This window comes from Streptomyces cupreus (assembly GCF_014257025.1).
GTDB lineage: Bacteria > Actinomycetota > Actinomycetes > Streptomycetales > Streptomycetaceae > Streptomyces > Streptomyces cupreus.
The window spans coordinates 19678-32665 of sequence record NZ_JACMSF010000073.1 but is presented as its reverse complement, the minus strand read 5'-3'; the positions used below and the strand labels follow the sequence as shown (position 1 = coordinate 32665).

12 protein-coding genes, 1 tRNA gene and 1 pseudogene are annotated in these 12988 nt (G+C 71.4%); 4 read left to right on the top strand and 10 right to left on the bottom strand.

Translation table 11 applies throughout. The features are described from left to right. From H4N64_RS38585 to H4N64_RS38570, 4 genes and pseudogenes are all read right to left on the bottom strand, one after another. The coding region (locus H4N64_RS38585) for an MDR family MFS transporter (protein WP_186287275.1) at positions 1-1204 on the bottom strand (1204 nt) is incomplete at its 3' end. Positions 1205-1262: 58 nt separating this feature from the next. Continuing rightward, positions 1263-1782 (bottom strand): annotated as a pseudogene (locus H4N64_RS38580) (ABC transporter permease family protein); the annotation flags it as partial. Between the two features lie 2 nt (positions 1783-1784). Beyond that, a complete protein-coding gene (locus H4N64_RS38575; RefSeq protein WP_336246921.1) occupies positions 1785-3272 on the bottom strand; it encodes an ABC transporter substrate-binding protein in 1488 nt (495 codons plus the stop codon). A gap of 7 nt (positions 3273-3279) precedes the next feature. Next, entirely contained in the window at positions 3280-3816 is a 537-nt protein-coding gene (locus H4N64_RS38570) for a GNAT family N-acetyltransferase (RefSeq protein ID WP_186287273.1), read from the bottom strand. Positions 3817-3992: 176 nt separating this feature from the next. Between H4N64_RS38570 and H4N64_RS38565 the strand changes: the two genes are divergently transcribed. The 4 genes from H4N64_RS38565 to H4N64_RS38550 all read left to right on the top strand — a co-directional run bounded on the left by H4N64_RS38565 (position 3993) and on the right by H4N64_RS38550 (position 7428). Beyond that, positions 3993-4499 (top strand): SigE family RNA polymerase sigma factor, encoded by a 507-nt coding sequence (locus H4N64_RS38565; RefSeq protein ID WP_186287277.1) that lies wholly within the window; start codon positions 3993-3995, stop codon positions 4497-4499. 10 nt (positions 4500-4509) lie between these two features. Further along, positions 4510-4914: a hypothetical protein gene (locus H4N64_RS38560; protein ID WP_186287272.1), complete on the top strand. Its 405-nt coding sequence runs from the start codon at positions 4510-4512 to the stop codon at positions 4912-4914. Between the two features lie 103 nt (positions 4915-5017). Next, positions 5018-6181: a bifunctional glycosyltransferase family 2/GtrA family protein gene (locus H4N64_RS38555; RefSeq protein WP_186287271.1), complete on the top strand. Its 1164-nt coding sequence runs from the start codon at positions 5018-5020 to the stop codon at positions 6179-6181. Positions 6182-6219: 38 nt separating this feature from the next. Further along, complete coding sequence (locus H4N64_RS38550) at positions 6220-7428, top strand: hypothetical protein (RefSeq protein ID WP_260860230.1); 1209 nt, start codon at positions 6220-6222, stop codon at positions 7426-7428. Between the two features lie 46 nt (positions 7429-7474). Here H4N64_RS38550 and H4N64_RS38545 read toward each other — a convergent pair whose 3' ends face one another. The 6 genes from H4N64_RS38545 to sucC all read right to left on the bottom strand — a co-directional run bounded on the left by H4N64_RS38545 (position 7475) and on the right by sucC (position 12986). Next, complete coding sequence (locus tag H4N64_RS38545; protein ID WP_272491838.1) at positions 7475-8398, bottom strand: aldo/keto reductase; 924 nt, start codon at positions 8396-8398, stop codon at positions 7475-7477. Between the two features lie 126 nt (positions 8399-8524). Beyond that, positions 8525-8609, bottom strand: a tRNA-Leu gene (locus H4N64_RS38540). Between the two features lie 148 nt (positions 8610-8757). Next, positions 8758-9240 carry a MarR family winged helix-turn-helix transcriptional regulator gene (locus tag H4N64_RS38535; protein WP_186287268.1) on the bottom strand — a complete coding sequence of 161 codons (483 nt, stop codon included), beginning with the start codon at positions 9238-9240 and terminating at the stop codon, positions 8758-8760. A 67-nt stretch (positions 9241-9307) separates the two neighbouring features. Continuing rightward, complete coding sequence (locus H4N64_RS38530; RefSeq protein WP_186287267.1) at positions 9308-10849, bottom strand: aldehyde dehydrogenase family protein; 1542 nt, start codon at positions 10847-10849, stop codon at positions 9308-9310. Between the two features lie 107 nt (positions 10850-10956). Next, complete coding sequence (sucD, locus tag H4N64_RS38525; protein ID WP_186287266.1) at positions 10957-11841, bottom strand: succinate--CoA ligase subunit alpha; 885 nt, start codon at positions 11839-11841, stop codon at positions 10957-10959. A gap of 14 nt (positions 11842-11855) precedes the next feature. Beyond that, positions 11856-12986 carry an ADP-forming succinate--CoA ligase subunit beta gene (sucC, locus tag H4N64_RS38520; RefSeq protein ID WP_186287265.1) on the bottom strand — a complete coding sequence of 377 codons (1131 nt, stop codon included), beginning with the start codon at positions 12984-12986 and terminating at the stop codon, positions 11856-11858. Positions 12987-12988 lie beyond the last annotated feature (2 nt).

The window sequence follows — 12988 nt, the reverse complement described above, 5'->3', positions numbered from 1 at the left end:
TGGACGAGGAGGAACTGGTCGCCGTCTGACGCGGCAGCAGCATCACCGCCGCCACCGGCACGGCAGCCAGGACCAGCCACGGCACGGCCGCCGGGAGCCCGCTGTTCAGCAGTGCGCCGGTCGCCGAGCTGCCGGCCAGCACGATCAGCCCGGACACCGAGGACAGCGCCCCGGTGTAGAGGCCGAGCCGTCCCTCGTCGGCGAGATCCGGCACCCAGGCCCGCGCGGCGGGCGCCACGAGCATCTGGCCGAGGGTGAGCAGCACGACGAACCCCGCCGCGGGCAGGAGCCCGGCCGAGCGCACCGCGGCCACGACCGCGAACCCGGCCGCGATGAGCAACAGCCCGGCCCCCATCGACCGGCGCAGACTGAGCCGCTCCCCCACCCAACGGGTGATGGGCAGTTGGGCGGTCACCACCAGCAGCGAGGACAGCGCGAACAGCCAGGCCAGCGCCTCCTGCGAGCCGGTCACACGCTCCACCTCCGCGGGCAGCGCGAGGTAGAGCTGGTTGTAGGCGAGCAGATAGGCGCCGTATGCGCCGCACAGCGCGAGAAAACGCCGGTTGCGCAGCAACGGGCCGACTCCGCCCCGGACTCGGACGCGCTCTCGCCCCGGGATGTGCTGCGGCAACAGCCAGGCGTGTCCGGCGAGGACGAGGACGAAGATCCCGGCGCCGCCCAGACACACCGTGCGGTAGTCGACGGAGAGCAACAGCGCCCCGAGCAGCGGCCCGACGAACGCGCCTGCCTGTCCGGCCACGGTGAACAGCGCGAGCACACGGGTCCGCGAACCGCCGTGGTGCTCATGCACGACGGCCTGCCGGGCGACCTCGGACTCCACCGCGGGCGAGAACAGCGCGGCGGCGAACCCGATCAGCAGGACGGCGCCGATGACGGCCCAGGTCTCCTCGGCGAACCCCAGCCACGCGAACCCGGCGATCCGCAGCACGCACCCGGCGAGTACGACGGGCCGGATGCCGTACCGGTCGGCGAGCGCCCCGCCCACCACGAAAAGCCCCTGCTGACTGAACGTCCGCAACCCGAGCACGAACCCGACGAGCCAGCCCGCCATGCCGATCGCCTGCCCGAGGTGTTCGGCGAGGAAGGGGAGGACGGCGAAGAAGCCGATGTTGAAGGCGAGTTGGGTGAGGATGAGCAGATGGAGGAGGGGCGAAAGCCGCGCACGGACGGGCGCGATGGTCATCGGGCTGCCAACTCCCTTGTCCTGGAGGGCCTGCGCCGGGGCAGCCGTGTCATGAACCGGGCCCGTACCAGCCGAGGGCGGGGAGCCAGCCGAGTTGGACGCCGACGACGGTGGCGAGCAGGGTGGCGGTGAGGAATTCGGGCAGCGCGGCGAGGACGGCGGAGCCGGTACCCCCGGCAGGCCGGCGACGGGCGCCCAGGTGGAGGGTGCGGGCGCAGATGAGCGCGGCGGTGACGACGGCTGTCAGCAGGGCGACGGCCATCAGCGACAGCGAGACGCCCAGGGCCTGGAGGACAACGGGGGCGACATCCCCGCCGCTGAGCCATGACCGCCCGAAGTCACCACGCCACAGCCCGCTCAACCCACTGCCCGAGCAGCCGGAACGGGCCTGCGTCGAGGCCGAGTTGGTCCCGGATGGCCGCCAGTACCTCGGGCGTGGGATCGCGGTCCGCCGAGCGTGCCTTGAGCACGGTGAGCGCGGGGTCGGTGTGCGAGACCCAGGGCAGCACACCGATGGCGCACACCAGGGCGACCGCTGTCCCCGCCCGCCACAGGAGGGCGCCTGTCTGCCGACGCACGTTCAGCGCCGGGTGCCGAGACCGACGAGGGTCCGCTCGTACGGGTCGAGCAGCGCGCCGCGCACCGAGGTGCCGACGCCGGTGATGATCCGCTGATGCACCAGGGGTACGACGGCGTCGGTGCCGAGGATCTCCGCCTCGGCGGCCATGGCCGCGTCCTGGCGCTCGGCAGTGTCGACGGCGTCCTCGGCCTTGGCGACGGCCCGGTCGACGTCCTTGTCGCAGAGCTGGGCGAGGTTGTAGCCGCCGTCGCAGGTGTAGTCGCTCGCGAGCACGGAGACGGGGTCGCCGGTGTCGACAAGGGTGTTGCGGGCGAGGACGAGGGCGTCGAACTTCCCGTCCAGCGCGTCGCTTTCGAGCCGCGAGTACTCGCGCAGTTCGACGGTGACGTCGAACCCCGCCTTCTCCAGCTGCTGTTTGAGCACCTGGGCGACTTCGGGAAGCTCGGGCCGGTTGTCGTAGGTGGCGAGGGTGATCGACGTGCCCTCGGCCTTGGCCGCTTCGGCGCGCCCGAGCGGAGCGGTCCGCCTGCCCTCGGCCCAGGCGACGGCGGGCCCGTAGATCCCGGCACCGGCGTCGGCGTACCCCTCGTACACGTCCTCGGCGAGCACGGAGGTGTCGACGGCCTGCCGGGCGGCGGCCCGGAGCGCGGCCGCCTCGAAGGGCCCGGACGCGGAGTTGAGCAGCAGGCTGGTGGTCCGTGTGGTGGCGGTGGCCTTACGGATGCCCTGGTCGAGCGAGGCCGCCTGGGCGACGGGAACGGCCTCGGCGAGGTCGATCTGCCCGGTGCGCAGGGCGCTGGTGCGGGCGGTGCCGTCCGGAATGAACTTGACGTCGATCCCGGGCGCTTGGGCACGACCGCCCCAGTAGTCGTCGTACCGGTCGAGGGTGGCGGCGGTGCTGCCCATGACCTTGGTGAGCTCGAAGGGCCCGGTGGCGGTGCCGACGAGATCGACGCGGTCGTCGGCGCCGTAGGCCTTGGCGGAGAGGACGGCCAGCGAAGGGCTGGACAGCCGCAGCGGCAGCACGGAGTCGGGGTCGTCGGTGGTGATACGTACGTCGGTGTCACCGGCGGCCTTGGCGGTGAGTCCGACGCCGGCCAGGGCGGCGGGCGCGGGCTCGGCCTCGGTGGCGTGGGTGAGCGAGGCGGCGACGGCGGCGGGAGTGACGGCGGTGCCGTCCTGGAAGGTCGCCTCGCGCAGCGTGAACACCCACGTACGCGCCCCCTCCTGCCGCCAGGAAGCGGCAAGTGCGGGAGCGGCGGCCCCGTTTGCGTCGAGCGAGGTCAGTCCCTCGGTGACGCCGAGCCGAGTGAGGATGGTGGCGTCGGCGCCATAAGGCGAAAGATTCTCGGCAGGCGGAAAGGCAAGCCCGACGCGCAACCGCCCCCCACCGGAGGCGTCGTCGGAGGACCCGCCACCGGAAGAGGCGAAACAGCCGACGAGGAGGGGAGCGAGCAGAAGAGAGGCAAGCAGACGAATCCGAAGCACGATCGCTCTACCGCCCCACCGGTATCTCGAAGTGAACGATCCCCTGCCCACCACCGGGATCCTCCCGCTCGTCATGCACCACGTTCCCGACGGACCGCCAGAACGCCTCGGCCCCCTCCACGGCCGGATCGGTATGCAAATACACGGCCCGATACCCCCCGTCCGCCACGGCGAAGTCGACCAGCCCCCGCACCAGCCGCCGAGCGATCCCCCGCCGCCGATGCCCAGGACGCACATAAACCCGCCGAACCTGCGCGGTCTCCCCGGACGGATACCGCTCGGCAACACCCCGAGGATTCGGCGGATGAGCCGGCCCCCGGGAGTCCAGGGCAGCGGTGGCGACGACCTCACTGTCGTGCTGGTCGACGGCGACGAGGAGGGTGTGCCGGTCGGATGCGAGGTAGGCGGCGGCAGGGTCGATGATGTCCCGGTGCCAGCGGGGCACATAGCCACTGCCGAAGTCGCGGTAGACGGTGTCGAGCATCACGGCCCGTGCAGCGTCCAGGTCCTCCGGGGCAGCCACTCTAATGCTGTAGTCGTGCACCTGCACATCATATGCATTAAGCCGAGCCGGATGATCACGGGGAGCCTGGCACACCGGCTGCATCAACTCCCGCCTGCCGCCGATGTGGTCCAGATCACTCGCCGCAAGTGCAGCGCCACAGAGGTCTCAAGGCCTTCTCACAGGTGTAGGTGACGGGCGACAGCAGGGGCGTGTGGATGCGGCGGGCTCGGGACGGTGGGTTCGACGGCTTTGTGGCCGCCCGGTGGTCGGCGCTGCTGCATCTCGCACGCCTGCTCACCGGAGGGGATCGTCACCGGGCCGAGGATCTGTTGCAGGAGTCCTTGGTCAAGCTGTGGTTCGTGTGGGCGAAGGTCGGCGAGGAGGCGCCGGAGGCCTACGTCCGTCAGGTCATGGCACGGGCCGCCGCACGGTCGGCACGGCGGCGGTGGTGGGGCGAACGGCCCGTCGAGCAGGTGCCCGAGGTGGCGCTGCCGGGCGATGTGTCCGCCGCCGTCGCCGAACGGTCGCGGCTGGAAACCGCGCTCGCGCAGCTGACTCCGAAGCAGCGGGCCGCCGTGGTGCTGCGCTACTACCAGGACCTGCCCGACCGGCAGGTCGCGGAGGTGCTGGGCTGCCCGGTGGGCACCGCCCGCTCGCACGCCTCCCGCGGAGTCGCCCGGCTGCGGCAGCTCCTGTCCGACGTCATCGAGCCGGTGGGGTGAAGGAGGAGCCATGGACCACTTCGAAGAGCAACTCGCGCGGATGATGCGCTCCTCCCAGGAGTACGCCCCCTTCGAGCTCCGCCAGCGGGAACGGCTCCAGGACGCGGTACGCACCCGGCGCCGGCTCCGAGCGGCCCGTAACGCCGCCGGATCGGTGCTCGCGGTGGCCGTACTCGCGCTCGCCCTGATGCTGCGACCCGGCGGGACACAGCAGGTCGAGCCCAGCTCCCCGGCCCCCGCACCCACCACTTCCGTGCCCGGCACCTCCCCCACGCCGACATCGGAACCGCCGAGCTCACCGCCGGTCACGAGCGACAGCTCGACACCCACCTCGCCGTCGACCACGGCCACATCCACATCCACATCCACGGAATCGGTATCGGTTCCCCCGCCGGAGACCTCCATCACCCCCTGACCGCGCCCCACGCCTTATGAACACCCCGCCCCGGCTGCCTTCGGCATGCCCCGCGGCAGAGCACAGACAAGGACAAACAGTGACAACGCAACGGGAGCAGCTCATGACGCGGCGACCCATAGACGTCGACCCCCGCGCCCCCGTTCTCGACCTCGTCGTCCCCGTCTTCAACGAGGAGGCGGGCCTCGAACGAAGCGTGCGCCGACTCCACGCCCATCTGCGCGCGGGCTTCCCATACCCCTTCCGCATCACCGTCGCCGACAACGCCAGCACGGACGCCACACCCCGCATCGCCGCCCGACTCGCCCGCGAGCTGCCGGAGGCGGAGTGGCTGCGGCTGGAGGAGAAGGGGCGGGGGCGGGCGTTGCGGGCGGCCTGGTCACGGTCGTCGGCGCCGGTTGTGGCGTACGTCGATGTCGATCTGTCGACCGAACTGGCCGCGCTGCTGCCGCTCGTCGCGCCGCTCATCTCCGGGCACTCCGACCTCGCCATCGGGACCAGGCTGGTGCCCGGATCGCGCGTGGTCCGGGGCCCCAAACGGGAGTTCATCTCCCGCGGCTACAACACCCTGCTCCGTTCCACCCTGGCCGTCGGGTTCTCCGACGCGCAGTGCGGGTTCAAGGCGGTACGGCGTGATGTCGCCGAGCGGTTGGTGCCGTTGGTGCGGGACGAGGAGTGGTTCTTCGACACCGAGCTGCTGGTGATCGCCGAACGGGCCGGACTGCGCATCCACGAGGTGCCGGTCGACTGGGTGGACGACCCGGACAGCCGCGTCGACCTCCTCGCCACCGCCCTCGCGGACCTGCGCGGAATCGTCCGGATCGGCACGGCTCTTGCCCGCGGCAGACTGCCCTCCGACGGAACGCGCCAAGGGCTGCTCCCCCAACTCCTGCGCTTCGCCCTCGTCGGCGCCGTCAGCACCGTCGCCCACCTGCTGCTCTACGCCGCCCTGCGTCCGGCGACCGGAGCGCAGGCCGCCAAGGCGCTCGCGCTCCTGGTGTGCGCCGTGGCCAACACGGCCGCGAACCGACGGTTCGCCTTCGGTGTGCGCGGCCGGGACGGGGCGCTGCGGCACCAGGCCCGCGGCCTGCTGGTCTTCGTACTCGGTCTGACGCTCACCTCGGGCGCGCTCGCCACGCTGCACCTCACGGCACCCGACGCCTCGCCGCGCACGGAACTCGCCGTACTCGTCGCCGCCAACCTCACCGCGACCCTGCTGCGGTTCCTGCTCTTCCGCGCCTGGGTGTTCCGCAAAGGGGCCCGATGAACGCCACCGACACCCGGCCGACCTGGAACGCCCGCTTCATGGAGGTCAGCCCTCAGCACCCGCTGCACAGAGCCGCCACACGCTACGGCCCCGTCCTCGCCCTCTACGGCGCCCTGAAGCTGATCGGCTTCACCGTCTTCCTGTACCTGCTGCACTCCGCGGGCGACTTCCGCGAGAAGCACCCCCGCTTCGGCGGCGGCGAGCACCCCTGGGACGTGCTCGCCACCTGGGACGGCTGGTGGTACCGGCAGGTCGCGGAACACGGCTACGACCCCGCGCTCGTCCCGGTCCCCGCCCCCACCGGAATGATCACCCTCGAAGGCAACTCGGCCGCCTTCTTCCCGCTCTACCCGGCGTTGATGCGCCTGACCTCCGAAACCACAGGCCTGGGTTCGTACGGCGCCGGCCTGCTCGTCTCCGTCCTCGCGTCCTTCGCTGCCGCCCTGGGGATCTACACGGTCGCCGCACACCTCGGCGGGCGAAGGGCCGGACTCGCCGCCGCCGGGCTGTGGGCCGTATGGCCCGGCTCCGGCGTGGAGTGGGCGGTCTACTCCGACTCCCTCTACGTCGCCCTGGCCGCCTGGGCCTGTCATGCCATGCTGAGCCGCATCTGGCTCACCGCCGGCCTCCTCACCTTCCTCGCCGGCCTCAACCGCCCCACCGCGGGCGCCCTGATCGCGGCCCTGGGCGTCGCCGTCGCACTCGCCCTGCACCGCCATCGACGCGAGGAGGGCGTCGTACGACCGCTGCTCGCGCTGGCCATGGCACCGCTCGGCCTGTTCGGCTATCTGGCCTGGGTCGGACACCGAATGGGCGACTACGGCGGCTACTTCAAACTCCAGGACGGCGCCTGGGCGCACACCTTCGACTACGGCGAACAGACCCTGGACGTCCTCACCTCCGTCCCCGTGGGCCACTTCGACTACCTCTTCGCCTACCCCTTCGCGGACGTCATCGGCCTAGGCACGGTCCTGCTCGCCGGCACGATGCTCGGCCTGCTCCTGCGCCACCGCCCGCCGGCGCCGCTCGTCGTCTACACGGCCCTCACCCTGGCCCTGATCCTCGGCAGCCAGCAGATCTTCGCCAACGTCTCCCGCTACCTCCTGCCCGCGTTCCCCCTCTTCCTCCCCCTCGCCTTCGCCCTCCGCCGCCTCAGCCCCCTGATGATGTGCTGGCCCCTGGGCGTCGCGGCGGCGGCCTCCGGGTCGTACGCGGGGTATGCGCTGTTCGAGCTCGGGGTGCCGTAGCGGAGCGGGACCCCGAGCACTTGGCCGACCAGTCGCCTCTTGTCCCTCAGCCGTTGACAAAGGTCAGGCTGGTCGGGTCGTAGCGGTTTCCGGCGATCTGCTCGGCCGGCGCGGCTGCCTCGATGGCGGCGAGGTCCTCGGGGGACAGTTCCACGGCCAGGGCGGCGAGGTTCTCCTCCAGGTACCGCTGCCGCCGGGTGCCCGGGATGGGCACGACGTCGTCGCCCCGGTGCTGCACCCAGGCGAGGGCGAGCTGTCCCGCGGTGATGTCCTTCGCCGCTGCCAGCTTCTCCAGCCGCGCCACGATCGCCAGGTTCCGTTCGAGGTTGCCGTCGGCGAAGCGCGGCTGGCCGCGTCGTACGTCGTTGTCCGCCATCCCCTCCACCGAGCCGTAACGGCCGGTCAGGAAGCCGCGCCCGAGCGGCGAGAACGGGACGATGCCGATGCCGAGTTCGCGGCAGACCGGGGCGATCTCCGGCTCCAGGTCACGGGTCCACAGCGACCACTCGCTCTGCAGCGCGGTGATCGGGTGGACCGCGTGGGCACGCCGGACGGTGTCCGCGCTCGCCTCGGAGAGACCGAGGTGCCGGACCTTCCCGGCCTGTACCAGCTCGGCCATGGCGCCGACGGTCTCCTCGATCGGCACCTCGGGGTCGACCCGGTGCTGGTAGTAGAGGTCGATGTGGTCGACCCCGAGTCGGCGCAGCGAGGCCTCGCAGGCCTGGCGCACATACACGGCGTCGCCCCGGATCAGGGTGGGCTCGCCGAGGCGGTTGGCGAACCCGAACTTGGTGGCCAGCACCACCTGGTCACGGCGTCCGGCGACGGCCCTGCCGATCAGTTCCTCGTTGTGCCCGAAGCCGTAGAAGTCGGCGGTGTCCAGCAGGGTGACGCCGAGGTCGAGGGCGTGGTGCAGGGTGGCGATCGACTGCTCGTCGTCCGAGGCGCCATAGCCGTGACTCATGCCCATGCACCCGGGTCTGCCCGGGACGGTAGGAATTGGAGCGCTCTCCAAGTCAAGCGACGGTGGCCGCCCGCCGACGCAAAAACAGCTTGTGCGGACCGAGCAGAACCTCGACCCGCACAAGCTGGGATGTGTCCGAGGGGGGACTTGAACCCCCACGCCCGATAAAGGGCACTAGCACCTCAAGCTAGCGCGTCTGCCATTCCGCCACCCGGACCAGGTGTCTGCCGCCTTGCCGGGGGCGTTCCCGGCGGCGACATGGACAACAATACCAAGGTTTCGGAGTGCCCTTCACCTGCATATCTGTCCGGGAGGGGCGCTGTGGGAGGCCCCGCCGGAAGGTTTCACCAAGAGCGATCACATGCTCACCCTGGGGTGCCCTTGGCGCGGTCCTCGCAGGTCAGCAGGTGGAGTGCGCGGATGAGCGTGGCCGCTGTCTCCTCGTCCAGTGGGGCCAGAAAACTGCGCTCGGCCGAGCGGCGGGCCTGCTCGGCCCGCCGGAGGCACTCCTCGCCCGCGACCGTGAGCTCGACGATGTTCTTGCGCCGGTCCCGGGTGCTGCGCCGCCGCACCACCAGGCCGTGATCCTCCAGGCCGTCGAGGAGCGACACCATGGTGGTGCGGTCGACGCCCAGCCGGCCGGCCGCCTCCACCTGCGACAGCGGCCGCGCGCCGGACAGCACCGCAAGCACCGCCAGCTCATGCCCGTCCACCCCGTACGGAGCCAGCGCCGCGGCGGACGTCCGGGCCAGCTTGACCTGCGCGAGCCGGAGGAGGTGGCCGAGACGGGTGTCCTGGCGAGCGTCGGCGCGTGGGTCGGGGGTCGCGGGAGGTTCGTCACGGATCATGCGCAGACTGTAGCGATCAGCTTCCGCTCCGACCCGATCATCACCCCGACCCGATCTTCGAGGTCCCTCACGGCATGAGGTGGTACTCCGGGAAGTTCCCCGGCAGCCGCTCCCCCGCCGGCCCGTGCGTCACCGCACGCACCAGCAGTTCCCCGCCTACGAAGGCGCCGCGCCAGGACGCGCCGAACCCGCCGAACAGCTCGTCGCGGTCGCCGCGGGAGCGCGGTTTGCCGTGGCCGACCTTGAAGGCGCGGATCTGCGGGGCGAGCCGGTCGAAGGCCGACCGGTCGTCCGTGGACAGCGTGGCGACCAGGGCGCCGTTGGAGGCGTTCATGGCGGCCAGCAGCTCGGCCTCGGTGTCGACCAGGACGATGGTGTCGACCGGGCCGAACGGCTCCGCGTGATGCAGCGGTGAGGACGGCGGCGGGTTGAGGAGCGTGACGGGCTGGACGTACGCCGAGGTGTCCTGGCCGGGCAGGAAGCGCGCGTCGGACAGGCTGCCGCGGTGCAGCGGTACGGCGCCTCTGTCGACGGCCTCGGCGACCTGGTCGTGCAGTTCCTTGGCCTTGGCCGCGTTGATCACCGGGCCGAAGTCCAGTGCCGGGTAAGGGTCGTCGGGGTGTTCTACGGCCAGCGGATGGCCGACCCTGAGCGTGCGCACCGCCGGGAGGTACGCCGCCAGGAACTCGTCGAACAGCGCGCGTTGGACGACGAAGCGCGGGTACGCCGTGCAGCGCTGTTTGCCGTAGTCGAAGAGCCCCGGCACGACCGCCGTGAGCGCCTCCCAGTCCGTGTAGTTCCAGATGCCCCAGGTGTTGAGTCCCTCCTGTTCGAGTACATGTCGTTTGCCGAGGTCGGCGACGGCCGTCGCGACCGCGGCGCCGGTGTCGCGGCCGCCGACGAAGGAGACGCAGCCGATCTCGGGCGCCCGCACCAGCGCCTGGGACAGCTCGCCCCCGCTGCCGCTGACGAGGGTGACGGGTATTCCCTCGCGGGCGGCGAGCGCCGAGGCCAGGGTCAGACAGGCGACGCCGCCGTCGGTCGGGGTCTTGGCGATGACCGCGTTTCCTGCCAATGCCTGTACCAGTACTGCGTGAACGAGCACGCTCATCGGGTAGTTCCAGCTCGCGATGTTGGAAACCGGGCCGTCCAGCGGGGCCCGTCCGGTGAGCATCGGCTCGATGCCGTCGACGTACCAGCGCACGCCGTCGATGGCCCGGTCGACGTCGGCCTGCGCGAGCCGCCAGGGCTTGCCGATCTCCCAGACCAGCAGAAGGGCGAGGAGTTCGCGGTGCTGGGTGAGGGAGTCGAGGGTGGCCGCGACACGGGCGCGGCGTTCGTCGAGGGGGATGTGCCGCCAGGCGCGGTGCTGGTCGAGCGAGGCGCGTACGGCTCGGTGGGCGGTGGCCCGGTCCAGGCGGGGCGGGCCCGCGATGGGGCCCCCGTCGACGGGGCTGGTGGCGGGCAGGGCACGGCCGTCCGCCTGCCAGGTGCCGTTCCAGAGGTTGAGGACTCGGTCGTCCCGGAAGGCCTCGGGGGCGACGGCGAGACAGCGCTGCCAGGCATCGGCCCAGGAGGTGCCGGATTTGAGGGTGAAGGTGGTTGCCATGGGTTGCTCCGCTCTCGGTGCACAGTCGAGAGGAAAAGGGCCCGTAGGGCCTTCCTGGAAGGGTGGTGGTGGGAGACGGGCGGGCGGGGGTGCGGGGGCTGCGTGGTCTACCGCTGTTCTTCGAGGCGCGCGAGAACGAGCCTCGCGGTCTCCGTCGGGGTGCTCCCCACCCGTACACCGGCCGCCTCCAGGGCCTGCTTCTTCGCCGTCGCCGTACCGGAGGAGCCGGAGACGATGGCGCCGGCGTGGCCCATGGTCTTGCCTTCGGGGGCGGTGAATCCGGCGATGTAGCCGACGACGGGCTTGGTGACGTGGTCGCGGATGTATGCGGCCGCCCGTTCCTCCGCGTCGCCGCCGATCTCCCCGATGAGGACGATGAGTTCGGTGTCGGGGTCGTCCTGGAAGGCGGCGAGGCAGTCGATGTGGGTGGTTCCGATGACCGGGTCGCCGCCGATGCCCACGCAGGTGGAGAAGCCGATGTCGCGGAGTTCGTACATGAGTTGGTAGGTGAGCGTGCCCGACTTGGAGACCAGGCCGATGCGGCCGGGCTTGGTGATGTCGGCGGGGATGATGCCCGCGTTGGACTGGCCCGGGGTGATCAGGCCCGGGCAGTTGGGGCCGATGACGCGGGTGCCCTGGTCCTGTGCGTAGGTGGTCAAGGCGACGGAGTCATGCACGGGGATGCCCTCGGTGATGACGACCGCGAGGCCGATACCGGCGTCGGCGGCCTCGATCACGGCCGCCTTGGCGAAGGCGGGCGGCACGAAGACGACGCTCACGTCCGCGCCGGTCTGCGCGATGCCCTCGCCGACCGTGCCGAAGACGGGGACTGCCCGTTCGTCGAAGTCGACGGTGCGGCCCGCCTTGCGGGGGTTGACGCCGCCGACGACGTTCGTGCCCGCGGCGAGCATGCGCCGGGTGTGCTTCATGCCCTCGCCGCCGGTCATGCCCTGGACGAGGACCTTGCTCTCCTTGGTGAGGTAGATCGCCATGGTGTCCCGTCTCCTTAGGCTGAGGTGGCGAGTTGGGCGGCCTGCCGGGCGGCGCCGTCCATGGTGGTGGCCTGCTGGACCAGCGGGTGGGCGTGCGCGTCGAGGATGGCGCGGCCACGTGCCGCGTTGTTCCCGTCGAGGCGGACGACGAGCGGCTTGGTCAGGCGGACGGTGTCCAGGGCCTGCACGATGCCGTCAGCGACGGCGTCGCAGGCGGTGATGCCGCCGAAGACGTTGACGAAGACCGATTTCACGGCCGGGTCGGAGAGGATCACGGACAGTCCGTCGGCCATGATCTGGGCCGAGGCCCCGCCGCCGATGTCGAGGAAGTTGGCGGGGCGGGCGCCGCATCCGGCGACCACGTCGAGCGTCGACATGACGAGGCCGGCGCCGTTGCCGATGATGCCCACCTCGCCGTCGAGCTTGACGTAGTTGAGCCCCTTCGCGGCGGCGGCCGCCTCCAGCGGGTCGTCGTGCGCCTCTCCTTCGGTGCTCCAACGCGCCTGCCGGAAGGCGGCGTTGTCGTCGAGGGTGACCTTGCCGTCGAGGGCGAGGATCTGGCCCTGCTTCGTGCGGACGAGGGGATTGACCTCGACGAGCACCGCGTCCTCGCGGACCAGTACCTCCCACAGCCGGACGAGCACGTCGACGGTTTGCGGCGGAAGTCCGGCCGCCTCGGCGATCTCGCCCGCCTTCGCCGAGGTGACGCCCTCGGCCGGGTCTATGTGGACGCGGGCCACGGCCTCCGGCCTGCTAGCGGCGACCTCCTCGATCTCCATGCCGCCCTCGGCGGAGGCGATGGCGAGGAAGCGGCCGGCCGCCCGGTCGAGGACGTAGGAGACGTAGAACTCCGTCGCGATGTCCACCGGTTGGGCCAGCATCACCTTGCCGACGCGATGGCCCTTGATGTCCATGCCGAGGATCTGGCGGGCCGCCAGTTCGGCGGCGGCCGGGTCCGCGGCGAGCTTCACTCCGCCCGCCTTGCCGCGCCCGCCCGTCTTCACCTGTGCCTTGACGACGACACGTCCGCCGAGCCGGCGAGCGCTCTCGCGCGCCTGTTTCGCGGAGTCCGTGACCTCGGCCCTCGGTACCAAGATGCCGTGTTCCTCGAAGAGTTCCCTTGCCTGGTGCTCGTACAGGTCCATTC